At 66.2% G+C, this 17,595-nt stretch carries 13 protein-coding genes; 5 read left to right on the top strand and 8 right to left on the bottom strand.

Translation table 11 applies throughout. The features are described from left to right. Positions 1-2: 2 nt before the first annotated feature. Together ACQ7JA_RS12775 and ACQ7JA_RS12770 are read right to left on the bottom strand one after the other, a co-directional pair. Positions 3-1,241, bottom strand: a complete 1,239-nt coding sequence (locus ACQ7JA_RS12775; RefSeq protein WP_430898200.1) for a pyridoxal-dependent decarboxylase, exosortase A system-associated — start codon at positions 1,239-1,241, stop codon at positions 3-5. Between the two features lie 3 nt (positions 1,242-1,244). Then, complete coding sequence (locus tag ACQ7JA_RS12770) at positions 1,245-2,828, bottom strand: acyl-CoA ligase (AMP-forming), exosortase A system-associated (protein ID WP_430898198.1); 1,584 nt, start codon at positions 2,826-2,828, stop codon at positions 1,245-1,247. Positions 2,829-2,970: 142 nt separating this feature from the next. Here ACQ7JA_RS12770 and ACQ7JA_RS12765 point away from each other — a divergent pair, with 142 nt between their 5' ends. The 5 genes from ACQ7JA_RS12765 (at position 2,971) to ACQ7JA_RS12745 (ending at position 8,565) form a co-directional block, all read left to right on the top strand. After that, the gene (locus ACQ7JA_RS12765) at positions 2,971-4,146 is read left to right on the top strand and encodes a DegT/DnrJ/EryC1/StrS family aminotransferase (protein ID WP_430898196.1); all 1,176 of its coding nucleotides are present in this window, start codon (positions 2,971-2,973) and stop codon (positions 4,144-4,146) included. Continuing rightward, on the top strand, positions 4,143-5,228 hold the full coding sequence (locus tag ACQ7JA_RS12760; protein WP_430898194.1) for a GNAT family N-acetyltransferase: 1,086 nt from the start codon (positions 4,143-4,145) through the stop codon (positions 5,226-5,228). Before ACQ7JA_RS12765 ends, ACQ7JA_RS12760 begins: the two co-directional genes overlap by 4 nt. Next, positions 5,210-5,455, top strand: coding sequence for an acyl carrier protein (locus ACQ7JA_RS12755; RefSeq protein ID WP_258826678.1), 246 nt, complete (start codon positions 5,210-5,212; stop codon positions 5,453-5,455). The genes ACQ7JA_RS12760 and ACQ7JA_RS12755 overlap by 19 nt, the downstream gene beginning before the upstream one ends. Before the next feature lie 3 nt (positions 5,456-5,458). Beyond that, on the top strand, positions 5,459-7,216 hold the full coding sequence (locus ACQ7JA_RS12750) for a hydrolase 1, exosortase A system-associated (protein ID WP_430898192.1): 1,758 nt from the start codon (positions 5,459-5,461) through the stop codon (positions 7,214-7,216). Positions 7,217-7,416: 200 nt separating this feature from the next. Beyond that, complete coding sequence (locus tag ACQ7JA_RS12745) at positions 7,417-8,565, top strand: acyltransferase family protein (RefSeq protein WP_430898190.1); 1,149 nt, start codon at positions 7,417-7,419, stop codon at positions 8,563-8,565. Between the two features lie 4 nt (positions 8,566-8,569). On the opposite strand, the gene ACQ7JA_RS12740 is transcribed toward ACQ7JA_RS12745, so the two are convergent. From ACQ7JA_RS12740 to ACQ7JA_RS12715, 6 genes are all read right to left on the bottom strand, one after another. Further along, positions 8,570-10,033: a right-handed parallel beta-helix repeat-containing protein gene (locus ACQ7JA_RS12740; RefSeq protein WP_430898188.1), complete on the bottom strand. Its 1,464-nt coding sequence runs from the start codon at positions 10,031-10,033 to the stop codon at positions 8,570-8,572. Next, entirely contained in the window at positions 10,030-11,391 is a 1,362-nt protein-coding gene (gene prsR / locus ACQ7JA_RS12735; protein ID WP_430898186.1) for a PEP-CTERM-box response regulator transcription factor, read from the bottom strand. The genes ACQ7JA_RS12740 and prsR overlap by 4 nt, the downstream gene beginning before the upstream one ends. A 24-nt stretch (positions 11,392-11,415) precedes the next feature. Then, the gene (gene prsK / locus ACQ7JA_RS12730) at positions 11,416-13,515 is read right to left on the bottom strand and encodes an XrtA/PEP-CTERM system histidine kinase PrsK (protein ID WP_430898184.1); all 2,100 of its coding nucleotides are present in this window, start codon (positions 13,513-13,515) and stop codon (positions 11,416-11,418) included. Between the two features lie 85 nt (positions 13,516-13,600). After that, positions 13,601-15,004, bottom strand: a complete 1,404-nt coding sequence (locus ACQ7JA_RS12725; protein WP_430898182.1) for a TIGR03013 family XrtA/PEP-CTERM system glycosyltransferase — start codon at positions 15,002-15,004, stop codon at positions 13,601-13,603. 17 nt (positions 15,005-15,021) lie between these two features. Then, entirely contained in the window at positions 15,022-16,083 is a 1,062-nt protein-coding gene (locus ACQ7JA_RS12720) for an SDR family oxidoreductase (protein WP_430898180.1), read from the bottom strand. 85 nt (positions 16,084-16,168) lie between these two features. Then, positions 16,169-17,458 (bottom strand): nucleotide sugar dehydrogenase, encoded by a 1,290-nt coding sequence (locus ACQ7JA_RS12715; protein ID WP_430898178.1) that lies wholly within the window; start codon positions 17,456-17,458, stop codon positions 16,169-16,171. Positions 17,459-17,595: the final 137 nt, after the last annotated feature.

Raw genomic sequence — 17,595 nt, 5'->3', positions numbered from 1 at the left:
CCTCAGACCAGGACTTCTACCACGTCCGGGTGGCTCAAGAAGCCGCCCGGGCTGGCCGATCGGCCATAGGCCCCGGACTGGAACACCACCACCAGGTCGCCCGGTTCTGCATGCGCCAGCTCCATGCGTTCGGCCAGCAGGTCGAGGGGGGTGCACAGCGGGCCGACCACCGATACCGGCTCCAGCTCGCCGGCGTCCATGCGGTTGCCGATCGCGACCGGATAATTCTTGCGGATCACCTGTCCGAAATTCCCCGAAGCGGCCAGGTGATGGTGCAAGCCGCCGTCGGTGACCAGGAAGACCTGGCCGCGCGAGACCTTGCGGTCGACCACGCGCGCCACATACACCCCCGCCTCGCCCACCAGATAGCGTCCCAGTTCGATCGCCACGCTGGCACCCGGCTGCTCGCGCCCGAAGGCCTCCAGCGCCGGCGCCAGGTGTTCGCCGATCGGCGCCAGGTCGAGCGCAGCCTCGCCCGGGAAGTAGGGAATGCCGAAGCCGCCCCCGATGTTCAGGTGGCGCAGGGGCCTGGCCGCCTCAATCGCCAGGCGCTTCGCCAGTGCGAAGGTCTGGGCCTGGGCCTCGACGATGGCCTCGGCCTTCAGGCTTTGCGAGCCGCTGAAGATGTGGAAGCCCTGCACGTCCAGCCCGAGGCCGGCGGCCAGCGCCATCACGCGCGGCGCGTCTTCGGCGTCGATGCCGAACTGCTTGGCGCCGCCGCCCATGCGCATGCCCGAGGACTTCAGCTCGAATTCCGGATTGATGCGCAACATGAGCTGCGGCGTGATGCCCAGCCGCTCGCCCAGGCGCGCCAGCACCCGCACCTCGCGCTCGGATTCGGCGTGCACGTAGGCGCCCGCCGCCACCGCCTGCGCCATCTCCGCCTCGGATTTGCCCGGCCCCGCCAGGCTGATGTGTTCGGGCGCCATGCCGGTGTCAAGCGCGACCCTCAGCTCGCCGCCGGAGGCGACGTCGATACCGTCGACGAGATTCGCCATGTGCTGCACCAGGGCCGGCATCGGGTTGGCCTTCATCGAATAGTGCAGGCGCAGCGCGTCCGGCAGCGCCGCACGCAATTGGGCAACCCGCGCACTCAGGACAACGCGGTCGTAGGCATAGAAGGGCGTGCTACCGACGCGCTGCGCGAGCCGGTCCAGCTTGACGCCGCCGACCGTCAGGCAGCCGTCGACGACGGGAAACAGGGTCTGCCGTGCATGCACGGGCTTGGCGCCGCTACTCATGGCTCAGGCACTTTCAAACAGGGTGGAATAGGATTGCTGCAGCAGCTTGCGGTCGATCTTGCCGTTCGGGTTGCGCGGGAAGGGACCGTCGACCAGGACGATGTGGCCAGGGACCATATAGGCCGGCAGGCGGCGCTGGCATTCGCGCAGCAGGTCGGCCTCGGTGAGCGAGGCTTCGCGCGCCACCGCCAGCAGCACGATGGCCTGGCCCAGCACCGGGTGCGGCACCCCGAAGGCCGCCGCCTCGGCCACCAGGCCGCTGGCGTGGGCGCCCTCTTCGACCTCGGTCGGGCTGACCCGGTAGCCCGAGATCTTGATCATGTCGTCGGTCCGGCCGATGAAGTAGAGATAACCCTCTTCGTCCATGCGCACGGTGTCGCCCGACCAGACGGCCAGCTCCGTGATCGGCAGGGCCGGATCCCGCCCGGGCGCGGGACGGAAGCGCTCAGCGGTCTTGGCCGGGTCGTTCCAGTAGCCCAGCGCGACCAGGGCGCCGCGGTGCACCAGTTCGCCCGGCTCGCCGGGCGCGCACAGGCTGCCGTCGGGACGCACCACCAGCACCTCGGCATTCGGGATGGCGCGGCCCATCGAATCGGGACGCCGGTCGAGCTCCTCGGGCGGCAGGTAGGTCGAGCGGAAGGCTTCGGTCAGGCCGTACATCAGGAACAGCCGCGCGTCCGGAATCGCCGCGCGCAAGGCCGCGACGGTCGCCACCGGCATGGCGCCGCCCGAATTGGTGAGATAGCGCAGCGTGCATCCATCCGGCCAGGCGAGCGCGGACAGCTGGATCCACAGCGGCGGCACGGCGGCCAGGCCGGTGATGCGTTCTTCCTCTACCTTCTTGACGATATCGCGCGGGAACAGGTGGTTGATCAGGACGGCGGTGGCGCCGGCAAGAAAAGCGGTGCTCAGCTGCGACAGGCCATAGTCGAAACTGAGCGGCAGGACCGACAGGATGCGGTCATCGGGCGTGATTTCGAGGTAGCTGGCGACGCTGACGGCGCCCGCCACCATGTTCCGGTGCGACAGCACCACGCCCTTGGGCTTGCCGGTGCTGCCCGAGGTGTAGAGGATGGCGGCCATGTCGGCGTCGATCGCGCGGCGGCTTCCCGGGACGCCGGGGGCGGGCTCCACTTGCGCGGCATCCCAGGGGAGCACCGCGATGCCCTGCAGTTCGGGCAGGGCCGCGCCGGCGCCGCAGACATAGACGGTGGACAGCTGCGGGCAGGCCTTCAGCACCGGGGCCAACTGCGCCAGCCTTTCGCTGGAGGTCACCAGCACGCGCACCGCGCAATCGGCCAGGATGTAGACGACCTGCTCGGCCTTGAGCAGGGGATTGACCGGCACGAAGACGGCGCCCGCCAGGGAAGCGCCGAACATCGCGGCCACGTTCTCGATCCGCTTTTCCAGGTAGACGGCAACCCGCTCGCTGCGCTTGATGCCCGCGGCCAGCAGCGCGCCGGCCGCGCGGTCGACGGCGGCGGCCAGGGCGGTGTAGTCGAGCCGGTGCGCGCCGTACACCAGCGCTTCGGCGCCTGGGGTGCGGCGGGCGGAATCGAAAATGACATCGTGGATCAGGTCAGGCATTCAGAGCTCTTTCAGGGGCACGGACAAGGCGCTGCGCAACACGCAAGTTTAACAGCTCGGGGCCCCTCCCCGCGCGATTCGACGCTTCCCGTCGTGTTTCTCGAACAACTTTTTACGCCTCCGTTTATACTCAATCATGTCCATGAGCTCCGCCGCCACGAAACCCGCCATTCCGATCGCGCCGATCCTGTCCGGCGCCTCGTTCCGGCGCGCCGGTTTCGCGCCGACGGCAACCGTGCTCGATGCCGGCGAGGCGCGCCTGGTCACGAGCGGTCGCATCGCGATCGGCCTGGCGCTGCGCGAGATCGGCGTGGGGCCGGGCGACACTGTCCTGGTGCCGGCTTACCACAGCCAGTCGATGGTCCCGCCCGTGCTGTGGCGGGGCGCGACGCCCGTGTTCTACAGGATCCGTCCGGACACCGCGCCCGACCTGATAGATCTGGCGCACCGCATCGACGGCCGCACCCGCGCCGTGATGGTCACCCACTATTTCGGCTTTATCCAGGACCTGGCGCCACTACGAGCCCTGTGCGATGCGCGCGGAGTCGCCCTGATCGAGGACTGCGCCCACGCTTTCATCGGCGAGCGCGAAGGACGCCCGGTCGGCGCCATCGGCGACTACGCCATCGCCAGCAGCATGAAATTCTTCCCGGTCTACGAGGGCGGGGCCCTGGTGTCGGCGCGCAGGCCGCTGGGCACGGTGGCGCTGCGCTCGGCCGGTCCAGGTTTCGAGGCCAAGGTTGCGCTGACCTCGCTGGAAAACAGTTTCAGCTGGCGCCGGCTCAAGGGCGTCCAGGCCGCGATGTGGCTGCCGCTCAAGCTCAAGGACGGGCTGTGGGGCGCGCTGAAGAAGCGCAGGTCGGCGCCGGCCGCGCTGGCGCCCTCGTCGTCCGACAGCAGCTACAGCTTCGATCCGGCCTGGCTGGACAAGCGCTCCTCCTGGTTCGCCCGCACCCTGCTGGCCCTGGTGCCCGCCGCGCGCATCGCGGGGCTGCGGCGCCGGAACTACGCGCGCCTCGACGCGGCCCTGGGCAGCCTGCGCGGCATGCGCGCGCTCTACCCCGGCCTGCCGCCGGGCGTCTGTCCCTGGGTCTATCCGCTGCTGGTCGACTACCCCGAAGCGCTGTTCGACCGCCTGCTGGCCGCCGGCGTGCCCGTGGTGCGCTTCGGCCATCCTCTGTGGCAGGGCGTGGACGTGCACACCTGTCCCGTCAGCGCGGACCTCTCGCGCCGGGTGCTGGCCCTGCCCTGCCACCAGGAGCTGCGCGAGGACGAGCTGGCCTGGCTGATCGATTCGGTGCGCAAGGCGGCGGCATGAAATGGACCCTGCTTCCCGCCGAGCGCTTCCCCGAATGCGGGGCGCAATGGCAGGCCCTGCACGCGGCGAGCGGGGCGTCGGCGCTGCTGGCCGTGGATTTCGTCGCGCCCCTGGTCGCCGAATTCGCGGACCGGCGCGTGCTGCTGGCCTGCTGCAACAAGGACGGCGCCACGGTGGCGATGGCCCTCGTGACACCCGGCGGACGCGGCGCCTGGTCGACCTTCCAGCCGGCCCAGGCGCCGCTCGGCCTGTGGCTGCAGCAGCCGGGAATCGCACTTCCCCCGCTGGCCGATTCCCTGCTCGCCGCCCTGCCCGGCTTCGCCCTGGTGCTGGGGCTGACCCAGATGGACCCCGCACTCATGCCCCGTCCTGCGGATGCGGGCCGCATCCGCACCCGCGATTACATCGATACCGCCCGGGTGACGATCGCCGGCAGCTTCGAGGACTACTGGAATGCGCGCGGCAAGAACCTGCGCGCCAACCTCAAGAAACAACGCGCCCGGCTCGAGAAGGACGGCGTCGCGCTGCGCCTGCAGGTCAGCCGTGCGCCGGAAGAGATGGCGGCCGCGGTGGCGGACTACGGGGGCCTCGAATCGTCCGGCTGGAAGGCCGGCTGCGGCACGGCGGTGGATGCCGCCAATGCCCAGGGACGCTACTATCGCGCCATGCTGGAAGCCTTCTGCCGGCGCGGCGCCGGCAGCGTCTACCGCTACTGGTTCGGCGGGCAGCTGGTGGCGATGGACCTGTGCATCGAAGACCGCGACTGCATCGTCATCCTCAAGACCAGTTACGATGAAGCTGTGCCGAAGAGCCTTTCGCCCGCCCTCCTGATGCGCGAGGAAGCCTGCCGCCAGCTGTTCGACGAGGGCCGTTTCGCGCGCATCGAGTTCTACGGCCGCGTGATGGAATGGCACCTGCGCTGGACGGAGGATGTGCGCACTATGTACCATGTGAATTACTACCGGTGGCCGGGCCTGGCCCGCCTGCACGCGCTGCTCGCAAGAAGGGGCAAAGGCGGCGGCAATCCCGCCCCCGCCGCCGACGCTCAGACAAAGGAAGCATCATGCAACTCGACGAAGTGAAAAACGTGTTGATCGACACACTCAACCTGGGCCCCGCCGGCCAGGCGCTGCAGGCCGACTCGCCCCTGCTGGGCAGCCTGCCCGAACTCGATTCGATGGCGGTGGTCACCCTGATCGGCGCGCTCGAAGAACACTTCGGCATCATGATCGACGACGACGACATCAGCGCCAGCACCTTCGAGACGCTGGGCAGCCTGGCTGCCTTCGTCAGCGCGAAGATGGCCTGAGCCATGCCGGGACCGCGCCACGCACCCGCCGAGCCGCTGTTCCTGGACACAGCGGGCGGGGCCCGGTTCTGCCTGTTCCACCGGCCCGCCGGTCCCTGCCGCGGCGCCCTGGTCTACGTCCATCCCTTCGCCGAAGAGATGAACAAGTCGCGCCGCATGACGGCGCTGCAGGCGCGCGCCTTTGCCGCGCGCGGCGTCGCCGTGCTGCAGATCGACCTGGCGGGTTGCGGCGACAGCGCGGGAGAGTTTGTCGACGCGCGCTGGGAAGGCTGGAAAGCCGACCTGGCGGCGGCCTGCGCCTGGCTCGCGGGGCGCACGGGGCGCGAGGTCGGCCTGTGGGGCCTGCGCCTGGGCGCCCTGCTCGCTCTCGACTACGCGCGTGAGGCAAGCCACCCGGTCGAGCGCCTGCTGCTGTGGCAGCCGGTGACGAACGGCGCCGCCTTCCTGACCCAGTTCCTGCGCCTGCGCCTGGCGGGCGAGCTGCTGCACGAGCAGAAGGAAGGCAGCAGCACCCAGGCCCTGCGCGCGCAGCTGGCCGCCGGCATCCCGCTCGACGTGGCGGGTTATGCACTGCACCCGGCGCTGGCGGCGGCCATCGATGCAGCCGGCGCGGCGTCGATGCCGCCGCGCGGCTGTCCGGTCCACTGGTGCGAACTGCTCGCCGCGCCTGAACGCCCGCTGCCGCCCGCCGTGGCCAGGCTGGCCGAAGACTGGCGCGCGCAAGGCGTCGACCTGCACCTCCACCCCGTGGCGGGACCGGCCTTCTGGCAGACGCCCGAGATCGCCGAGGCGCCGGGCCTGCTGGACGCCGGCGGCGCCCTCTACGGCGCCGATGCCGGGGCGGTGGCGATGCGCGCCCCTGGCGGGATGGTGCGCGACGGCGCCGAACGCGGCCTGGCCTTTGCCTGCGAAGGCGACTGGCTAGTCGGCGTCCTGCACGCACCGGCGCGGCCGCGCCGCCACGGCGTGCTGATCGTGGTCGGCGGCCCCCAGGTCCGCACCGGCAGCCACCGCCAGTTCACCCTGCTGGCGCGCGCGCTGGCGGCGGCCGGCATTCCCGTGCTGCGTTTCGACTACCGGGGCATGGGCGACAGCGAGGGAGAACCGCGCACCTTCGATTTGGCCGGCGGCGACATCCGCGCCGCCATGGATGCCTTCTTCGCCGCCGTGCCGGGGCTGGAAGGGGTCACGCTATGGGGACTGTGCGACGGCGCCACCGCAGCGAGCCTGTATGCGCCCGGCGACGCGCGCGTGCGGGGCCTGGCCCTGCTCAATCCGTGGGTGCGCACCGAGGAAGGCGCCGCCAGAGCCACCATCCGCCACTACTACGGCCGGCGCCTGCTGAACCCGGCGCTGTGGAAAAAGATCGCGGGCGGGCGTTTCGACTATCGCGGCGCCGCGGCTTCCTTCATGTCGCTGGCCTTGAACGCTTTTAGCCTCAAGCGGCAGGTCACCCAGGCGCGTGCAAGTCTTCCGGACCGCATGCTGGCATCCCTGCAGGACTTCGACGGTGAAGTGCTGGTGATGTTGAGCGGTGCTGATTTGACAGCGCAGGAATTCAGCGGATTGTCCTCCGTCAGTTCCAAGTGGGCGCAACTGTTACGGGGAGCGCGCGTGACACAAAAAATCCTGCCTAAAGCGGATCACACCTGCTCGCGCCCGGAATGGCATGACCGCATCTGCGATTGGACCTGCTGTTGGCTACTAGCTCATGCCAGGCAGGAAAGCGCTGCGCCGCTGCCCAGTTTTTCTATTCGGTGAACGCCACGGATTCGCAAATTAGTCGTGGCAGAGCGCCACAATTTGAAGCAGGTATCTCTGTTCGGTACGGAGGCTGCCAGGTTCGTCAAGCTCGTTGTTTGAATACCTCGCTCCACACGCAATTCATACGTTCAGTGACGGTTTTCCAGCTTATTGGTAGTAATATCGCACCTTCGCCTAACGCTTGAGTTGAGAACCATATGGAAGACCGCCGCACTGTCATCATGCCTTATCTCGACGGGTGGCGAGGACTCGCGATTGTAGCAGTCCTGGTTTGTCACTTCGGGCCGCGCCCGGCTGTTGCTTGGATTGGCGACTACGGCGTCCAAATGTTTTTCGCCCTTTCCGGCTTCCTGATGGGCCAACTCCTATTTGTGAAGAAAGTGGCGCTGCCGGATTTTTTCTTCCGGCGATTTTCACGCGTTTTCCCGGCATTTCTTCTCTTCGTAAGCGGGATGTATGTGTATGCGCGCTATTTTCAGCCGTCGCCCTACGAAGCGCCCATGGAGGAGCTGCTGGCAACGACACTCTTCTTGCGAACATATTTACCTGATCAGATCAGTATCTGGTCCAACAACTGGCCGATTGGCAATGTGTGGTCGCTGAACGTCGAGGAACACAGCTATATATTCCTTGCTATCCTGGCGCTCATCGCACGCACATTGAAGAGTGATCGCGTTGCCAGCGTGCTGCTAGTGAGCAGTATTGCCTCCAGCGTCGCGATCTACTTCTTCTATTCGAGCTCGCCGCCCGTCGGGGCCTCACCCTGGCATTTGCGTAGTGAGTGCGCTGCAATCGGGCTGCTGTTTTCTGCAACGCTCTCGCAGCTTCGGCTGTTCTACCAACCGGTTGTCTCCCGGAGCACTTCCACGATTGTCGTGTGCCTGCTGATGTTGTTGAGCGCGTTTCTGATCTCGGCCTACAGGATGCGGGGCGGCAAAATCGTATTTGCGCCCATTCTTCTGGCGGTAGCACTGAATTTTCTGCACTTCCTTCCAGAACTGGCAAAGAGTGCCTTGTCGAGCCCATTGCTACTTTGGTTTGGCAAGTGTTCCTTCTCGCTCTACTTGTGGCAACAGCCGTTCTACACTGCGGTGCAAAAGACAGGATTTCCGACACTGCTCGGCCTGGCGCTGGCAATCCTGACTGCAGCGCTGTCATTTAAATTCGTGGAAGACCCGCTGCGCATCGGCTTGAATCGACGTTGGGGCAGATTCCGCGAGAAGCGTGCAGCATGCTTCCATCCGGACAGAGAAACTACCCTGCCCGATAATGGGGCGCAAGCGGCTCATCCTAAAGACGATACATTGCCGTCTATTTCGACGCAACAGCCGACAAGCGGTAGATGAATACTTACCGCCCCGTCCCTGCAAGACGCCCGCAAGCTTCGAAGTCTTCGAATGCACCATAAGCCGGCCTCGCGGGCCGCACGCTGCCGCACAGGTCCGGCGTAGACTCGGACGCGGTGCGACGCTCGACTTTCCCATCCCAACGCAGGTCGAGGCGCGCAGGCGCGATGAAGCGGCCGCGTTGCGGGTGCATCCCGAAATAGAGAAAACCGACCGGCGTCGTTAGATTGTCCTCTGCGCGCACTCGCCCGCCATTGCGGCTCCGGATGCTGCCATCCACTAGGTTTCCCTCGATGTCGGCGCTGCTTTCGGGGAAGCGCACGTCAATGCCGGCGGTATCTAGCAGGGTGTTGTGGACGATACGGCTGCGCGCCCCGCTGTTGATGTAGATGCCCACGTCGGAGCAGTGCGCGATTAAATTGTTGCGGATGACGCCCTGTTCCTGTTCCGTGATACAGCGCCCGTCGCGGCAGTAGCGCTTGCCGGTGCCGCCGCCACCCAGAGACAGGCCGACGCGCAGGCCGCGTTCTCCCTGTAGCCGCTGTTCGCACAGCACGGCGTTTCGCTCGAATAGGGTGCGCGCGCCGGCGCCCTTGGCAAAAGCACCGTAGCTGATCCCGTCGCCACCCTGCTTGACGAAGTCGGCGATCAAGTTGCCACGGATGACCCAGTCGCTGGCCGCAACCAGATCAATCGGCGTGACAGGATTGTCGGTCTTGCGCACCGACTCGTTGCGCAAGGTATTGCCTTCGATGCGTCCATGATCCGGAAAGGCGCCTCGCGCGCCGTTGATCTTGAAGTGGGCGTTGAAGTCGAGCAGCACGTTGTTGACGGCGACGAAATGGTGGGCGTCGCCGACGACATGGAACGCATGTTCGCAGGCACCGTGGCGCCGGCACACTCCGCGTAGCCACAGGTTCTCGAAGCGCCAGTACGGCCCCGCGACCACGATGCCTTCCAGGGTGTCGATGTCGAGCATGACCGTGCCGGGCTGCGCGGCGCGCACCACGATCGGCTGGTCCGCGCTGCCCGGATTGCGCGCGTCCAGCGCTTTCCTGCGCACCTTGTAGGTGCCAGCAGCCAGGGTGATGACCTCGCCCGCCTGTGCAGAGGCCATGGCGGCACGCAGTTCCTCGACGGTCGCCACATGGCGCGCATGGGCGCTGATGTCGAACGCAGCCGGCCGCTCCTGAGCGCCCAACATGAGCGGTGGCAGCAGATAAGGTTCAGGCTCGCCGCGATCGACACTGGTCAGGGTTTGCGCGACCCACTTTCCGCTGCCGGTGATCAGGCTGTTGTGCCCCGCGCTACGCTTGGCGATATACGGCGCCAGGATGCGGGGCGCGATGCCCTGACTGTGCAGGAAAAAGATGCAGGCAAGGCCAGCGGCGATGGCAGCAATCCCTGGCAGTGCGAGCCAGCGCAGCAGCCTCGGGCGCTTACCTGCTGCCGGCCTCCCGCCGCTCATGCCCCGGTCTTGATGCCGTGCCGTCCCATCAGATCGTACAGCGTCGGCCGGCTCACGCCGAGGATCTCGGAAGCCTTGACGATATTGCCGTCGACCCGGGCCAGCGCCTTGACGATGGCCTTGTACTCGGCCTCGTCGCGCACCTGGCGCAGGTTGATCGGCTCTTCCTCGGCGCCCTCGCCCGGCAGCCCGAGGTCGTCGGCGACGATGGTGTTCCCGTCGGCCATGATGACCGCGCGCTTGATGGTGTTTTCCATTTCGCGCACATTGCCCGGCCACTGGTAGCCTTCGATCGCGGCGATCGCGTCGGGCGCGAAGTGCAGGGCCGAACGCCCTTCGGCGGCGCAGAACTTGTTCTTGAAATGGTGGGCCAGCAGGGCGGCGTCCCCTTCGCGCTGGCGCATCGGCGGGATGGTGACCACGATCTCGGACAGGCGGTAATACAAGTCTTCGCGGAAGCGTCCCTGGGCGCACAGTTCCTTGAGCTTCTGGTGGGTCGCGCAGACGATGCGCACGTCCACGGGAATCTCCTCGTGGCCGCCGATGCGCTCGATCACGCGCTCCTGCAGGAAGCGCAGCAGCTTGGCCTGCAGCGGCATCGGCAGGTCGCCTACCTCGTCGAGGAAGAAGGTGCCGCCGTGGGCCAGCTCGACCTTGCCCTTGGTCTGCTTGGCGGCGCCGGTGAAGGCGCCCTTCTCGTAGCCGAACAGTTCGGATTCGAGCAGGTTCTCCGGGATCGCCGCGCAGTTGATCGCCATGAAGCGTTCCTTGGCGCGCGGCGACAACTGGTGCAGGGCGCGCGCCAGCACTTCCTTGCCGGTACCCGATTCGCCCAGCAGCATGACGGAGGCCGAGGTCGGGGCGACCTTCTCGATGTTGCGGCAGACTTTCAGCATGCCGGGGTCGCGCGAGATCACGCCGGCCAGCGGCGAATCGGCCTGGGCCTGCTGCATGCGGCGGTTTTCCTGCTGCAGGTTGTGCAGGAAGAAGGCGCGCTGGATCACCAGGTTCAGCACCTCCGGTTCGGTGGTCTTCTGGTGGAAATCGTAGGCGCCCATGGCGACCGCCTTGACGGCGTTCGCATGGTCCTGGTTGCCGGTCAGGACGATCACCCGGGTGTCCGGCGCCAGCGCCAGGATCTGCTGCAGGGTGGCCAGGCCCTCGGTCGCGCCGTCGGGATCGGGCGGCAGGCCGAGGTCCATGGTGCACACGGCCGGTTCGTGGCGGCGGATCTGGGCCAGCGCGGCCTCGCGGTCGCCGGCCACCACGACGTCGTAGGCGTCGAGGCTCCAGCGCAGCTGTTTCTGCACCCCGGGATCGTCTTCGATGATCAAGAGTTTCGGTTTGGTCTGGCTCACGTCGTTCCTCGGTGATGTCTTCACTCAGGCGGCGCGCGGGGCGTGCTGCGCCCCGCCGTCCGCCGGCACTTCTTGTTGATGGAGCGGCAGCAGCACACGGAAGGTGGTGCCCACGCCGGGCGTGCTGCTCACCTCCAGGCTGCCGCCCAGTTCATTGATGTATTCACGGCTCTCGAACACGCCGATGCCCATGCCGGCCGACTTGGTCGAGTCGAAGGGCTTGAACAGGCGTTCGCGGATGAAGTCCTCGCTCATGCCCTCGCCGGTGTCAAGGATCTCGATCACCCCGCGCGCACCCTCGCGCTGCAGGCGGATCGTGACGCTGCCGGTGCGCGGCGTGGCCTCGATCGCGTTCTGGATCAGGTGACCGACCACGCGCTCGAGGCGTTCGCGGTCGGCCAGCACGTGCAAGGAGGCATCGCCGACTTCCAGCCTTGGGCGCGGCTCGAAGGCGGCCTTCAGCGACACGGCTTGCTCCACCACCTGGTCCAGCGCCAGCGCCAGCGGCTGCTCAGCACTCTCGCTGCGGCTGAGTTTTTGCAGCATGATCTTCATCTTCTGCACCGAGTAGTCGACCGTCTCGAGCATGTCTGCCTGGAATTCGGGATTGTCTTTATGTTTGGCGGCATTGGCGTTCATCAGGGACAGCTGCAGCACCAGGTTCTTCAGGTCGTGCACGACGAAGGTCGACATGCGGTTGAAGGACTCGAACTGGCGCGCCACCATCAGGGCATTGGCCGCATCCTGCTGGGCCAGCTGGCTGGCGGCCTGGCTGCCCGCGATCTCGAGCACGTCGATGACTTCCCAGTTCAGCTTGACCGGGCTGCGCGGATTCTGCAGCAGCACGAAGCCGAACAGGCGCGCGTGCAGGATCAGCGGCACCACCAGCCAGGCGCGCGGATACCCGGCCAGCCACTCGGGCAGCACCAGGGCGTCGTACTTGTCCGGGCTGTGCGCGTATTCGTGCAGGTCGACCACCCACTGGCTGGCTTCGAGGAACTGGCAGAAGGCCGAATCGGCCGGCTCGGATGCCGCCAGGTGCGGTCCCTGCCAGTTCGCGACCGGCTCGAAGCGGCCGCCCTCGGTGCGCTGCCACAGCGCGCCGCCCGGGCTTTCCACCAGCGCGGCGACGGCCTCGATGGCGCGCTCGCCCAGGTCCGGCCCCGGCTTCGACAGGGTGCGCGTGAAGCGCATCCACTCTTCGCGGTAGTCGTAGTTGTAGCGGTAGAAGTGCTTGCTGATGAAGACCTTCAGGCGCGCCCGGAAGCTGCCCGAGAACAGCACCCCGGCCAGCAGCATCAGGGCGCCGAACAGGAAGGTCACCTGCATCACCGTGCCCCAGTTGCCGCCGAAGTAGCGCAGGTAGTAACCCGCCGAGCCCATCGCCAGCAGATAGATGGCGGAGCCGAACAGGGTGGCCGAATGGAACATCGCGCGGCGCGACACCGACAGCGGCGAGGACCACAGCTTGCTGCGGCCCAGCGACACCGCGATCAGGGGCACGGTCAGGGCGTTGATCAGGCCGCGCGCTGCCCAGATGTCGGCGTCGATGCTGCGGAACAGCAGGGTGTGGCTGTACAGGAAGAAGTCGTAGGCGAACATGGCGCCGATGCCGAGGCAGGCGAACTTCACGGCCCAGCGCTCGTGCAGGGTGCGGTTGCGGTACACATGCTCGACCAGCAGCATGCCCGACACCGCCATGGCGACCCGCACCGCGATCGGCGCTGCGCCGGAATACTGGACATGGGCCACGCTCCAGTAGCCGCCGACCGCGGCCGCCAGGCAGGCGATGTAGACCAGGGCGCCCAGCACCAGCACCGGCTGCAGGCGCATCGGCATGCGGCTTCCCGGCTCGGTGAAATGGCCGCGCAGGACCAGCAGGAACACCGACCAGGCGGCATTGCGCAGCAGTTCGGTGCTGTCGGCCAGCGACGACCACATGCTGCCATAGGCGGCTTCCCAGGCCAGGGCCGCGCCCCACAGCACGCTGGCCAGGCAGGCCAGTCCGAGCGCCACGTCGTGGCGGCGCCGCTGGCGCACCGCGAGCGGCGCGCCCAGCACGAGGAAGCAGGCGGATACCAGCGCGTAGCTGTAGGCCGCGATGCTGGTCAGGGAGACGTCCATGAAGTCAACTAGGGCGGCGCGGGCGGGTGGATGGTTGCGGGTGGAGGCGGCGCGCCCGGCGGCGCGGCCACCGGGCAGGGGCGGATCAACGTCCGCTGCGGAACAGCACGACCTTGAGCGTGTTGATCAGGATGAGCACATCCAGGAACAGGCTGTTGTTCTTCACGTAGTACAGGTCGTATTGCAGCTTCTGCAGCGCGTCCTCGGCCGAGGAACCGTAGCCGTAGCGGACCTGGGCCCAGCCGGTGATGCCCGGCTTGACGCTGTGGCGCACATTGTAATACGGGACCACCTCGATCAGCTGCTCGACGAAATAGGGACGCTCGGGGCGCGGTCCGACGAAGGACATCTCGCCCTTGAACACGTTCAGGATCTGGGGCAGCTCGTCGATACGGGTCTTGCGCATGAAGTTGCCGAAGCGCGTGACGCGCGGGTCGTTCTGCGCGGCCCACTGCGGCTTGCCGGCCTTCTCGGCGTCGACGCGCATGCTGCGGAACTTATGCACGAAGAAGGTCTTGCCGTCCTTGCCCACCCGTTCCTGCGAGTAGAACACCGGGCCGCGGTCTTCCATTTTCACCAGCAGGGCCGCCAGCAGCATCAGCGGGAAGGTCATCAGGAGGATCAGGGTGCTGCACACCAGGTCGAAGGTGCGCTTCATGAAGGTGCGCACGAAACTCTGGTCGAAGCCGCCGCCGAACACCAGCCAGGATGGCTGCAGCGAATCGACGCGGATCTGGCAGGTCTCGCGCTCGAAGAAGGTGGCGGCGTCGGTGACGCGGATGCCCTGCAGCTTGCAGTCCAGGAGTTCCTTGATCGGGAAGCCGCCGCGGCGGTTCTGCACCGAGACCACGATCTCGGACACGTTGTACTGGCGCGCCAGCGACACCAGCGAATCGCCGTCGCGCACCTTCAGCAGGTTCGACTCCGGCACGCACAGTTCCTCGCTCGCGCTGGGGATGAAGCCGGCGATGTCGTAGCGGTGGTAGTTCGAATTCTTCTGCGCCAGCTCGCTGCACTCCTTGGCCAGCGGGCCGCCGCCGAGGAACATGATGCGCGACTGCAGGAAGCGCGCTTCCGAGGACTTGAAGAAGGCCATGCGCGCCAGGAAGATGCCGAAGCCGGCCAGCACGAAGACCAGGGCCATGGTGCCGCGGCCGAAGGACAGTTCCGGCGCCATGTAGAACACCAGCGCCAGGATCGCGAAGCCCATCAGGAAGGAGGGCATCAGCTTCATGAAGAAGGGATGGCGCAGGCCTTCGTCGAAGTCGAGCTGGTACATGCCCATCGCGCTCATGCTGAAGATGATCGCCACGGTGAAGGCGACCGCCGAGGTGAAGAAGTGGTCGAGATGGGCACTGGCCGCCGCGTCGCCGAATTCGAGCATGCGCAGCGCGGCGCCGACGTAGGCCGCCCCCAGCAGCACGATCACCTCGACGAAGAGCAGCAGAAAGACGATCTTGGATACGTAGTGGTTAGAGATCCTGAACACGGTAGCCTCCCCGATTTTTATTGCTTATTTGGTTTTGCATTGGTGTCGCTCGATGGCGCGAGGTTCGCGACGTACCACGCCATCGCTTGCTGCAGGCCTTCGTCGATGCGGTGCGTGGGCTGGTAGCCCAGCAGCGCGCCGGCCTTCGAGATATCGGCCTGCGAGTGGCGCACGTCGCCGCGGCGGAAGTCCACATACTGCGGCTGGTGCGTTTCCAGGTGCGGAAAGCGCGCGCGCAGCAGCTCGCGCATCATCCCGTACAGTTGGTTCAGACTGGTGCGTTCGTTGACGGCGATGTTGAACACCTGGTTGGCGGCTTCGCCCGGCGCCAGGGCCGACAGCAGGTTGGCCTGCACCACGTTGTCGATGTAGCAGAAATCCCGGCTGGTCTCGCCGTCGCCATTGATGCGCAGTTCCTCGTTGCGAATCAGCGCCGCCACCCACTGCGGGATCACTGCGGCGTAGGCGCCGTTCGGGTCCTGGCGCGGGCCGAACACATTGAAGTAGCGCAGGCCGACCGATTCCATGCCATAGCTGCGGCCGAACACGTTCGCATACAGTTCGTTCACGTACTTGGTCACCGCATAGGGCGAGAGCGGATTGCCGATGCGGTCCTCGACCTTGGGCAGGTCCGGATGGTCGCCGTAGGTCGAACTCGAGGCGGCGTAGACGAAGCGCCTGACCTTCGCGTCGCGCGCGGCGACCAGCATATTGAGAAAGCCGGTGACGTTGGTGGCGTTGGTGGTCAGGGGATCGTCGATCGAACGCGAGACCGAACCGAGTGCGGCCTGGTGCAAGACAAAGTCCACGCCGGCGCAGGCGCGGGCGCAGTCGGCTTCGTTGCGGATGTCGGCTTCGATGAAGGCGAAGCGCGTCCAGGCTTCGCTGTTCACGGCCGCCCGCACCATGTCGAGATTGTGGCGGTGTCCGGTCGCGAAATTGTCCAGGCCGGTGACCTGCTGGCCGAGCCGCAGGAGGGCTTCGACCAGGTTCGAACCGATGAACCCGGCCGCACCGGTCACGAGCCAGTGGTAGCGGTGCTGCAGCAGGTGTTGCTGGACGTCTTGGAACTTATTCACTTTCGAACGCTTTCTCGGTCACGCCGGCGCGAAGCCGGCGTCGACGCGACGCACACGCGCCGCGCTTGGTGCAGGGCTGGGCGGATTACAGGCGCCAGACGCAGTAGCCGGCTTCCAGCAGGGCCTTCGGATCGAACTGCGACTTCACGTCGACGAAGCAACCGTTCTCGTTGAGCTTGGACTGGAAATCGGCCAGCGACAGGGCCAGCACTTCCTTGTGCGGCACGGCGACCACCAGGGCATCCGCCTTCGGCAGGCTGTCCCAGCTTTCCAGCTTGATGCCGTACTCGTGCTGCGCTTCCTCGGCGTCGGCCTGCGGATCGTACACGTGCACGTCGCAGCCATACGAGGCGAGTTCGTGGACGATGTCGGCCACTTTCGAGTTGCGCAGGTCCGGGCAGTTTTCCTTGAAAGTCAGGCCGATCACGTTGACCTTCGAACCCTTGACGTGGAAGCCCGAGGAGATCATCGACTTGACGGTCTTCTCGGCCACGAACTTGGCCATGCCGTCGTTGATGCGGCGGCCCGCCAAGATCACCTGCGGGTGGTAGCCGACCATCTCGGCCTTGTGGGTCAGGTAATAAGGATCGACGCCGATGCAGTGGCCGCCGACCAGGCCCGGACGGAAGGGCAGGAAGTTCCACTTGGTGCCGGCGGCCTTCAGCACTTCCAGCGTGTCGATGCCGATCTTGTCGAAGATGATCGCCAGCTCGTTCATCAGGGCGATGTTCAGGTCGCGCTGGGTGTTCTCGATGACCTTGGCGGCTTCCGCCACCTTGATGCTCGAGGCGCGGTAGACGCCGGCGGTGACCACCGATTCATACAGCTTGGCGATACGGTCGAGCGATTCCTCGTCGTCGCCGGAGACCACTTTCAGGATGGTGGTCAGGGTGTGTTCCTTGTCGCCCGGGTTGATGCGCTCCGGCGAGAAGCCGACGTGGAAGTCTTCCTTCCACTTCAGGCCCGACTTCTCTTCCAGGATCGGGATGCAGACCTCTTCGGTGGCGCCCGGGTAGACGGTCGATTCGTACACCACGATGGCGCCGCGCTTCATGTGCGCGCCGACCGAGCGGCTGGCGCCGATCAGCGGGGTGAAATCGGGGTTGTGGGCGATGTCGACCGGGGTCGGCACGGCGACCACGATATAGTCGGCTTCGGCCAGCAGGGCCGGGTCGGTGGTGACTTCAAGGTGGCGCGCTTCCTTCAGCTGTTCGCTCGAGACTTCGCCGGTCGGATCCACGAAGCGCTTGTAGTTTTCGATCTTTGCGCTCGACAGGTCGAAGCCGATCGTGCGTCCCTTTTTGCCGAACTCTACTGCCAGGGGCAAACCGACATAACCCAGCCCGACTACCGCAACGACTTCATTCGCATTCATTATAGGATTCCGTCAAAGAATTGATTTTTGCAATTATGCTAACTTTCAGTGTAGCATGAATGCATAAGTGCACTCAACTTCACGCTGAAAATTTGTTTGGAAGTAACAACAAAGCAGGCAGAACGATAGCGTATTGG

It is taken from the genome of Massilia sp. BKSP1R2A-1, from assembly GCF_050586525.1.
GTDB lineage: Bacteria > Pseudomonadota > Gammaproteobacteria > Burkholderiales > Burkholderiaceae_D > Telluria.
Note: the sequence above shows the minus strand (reverse complement) of the source record. Positions and strands in the feature narration are given on the sequence as shown.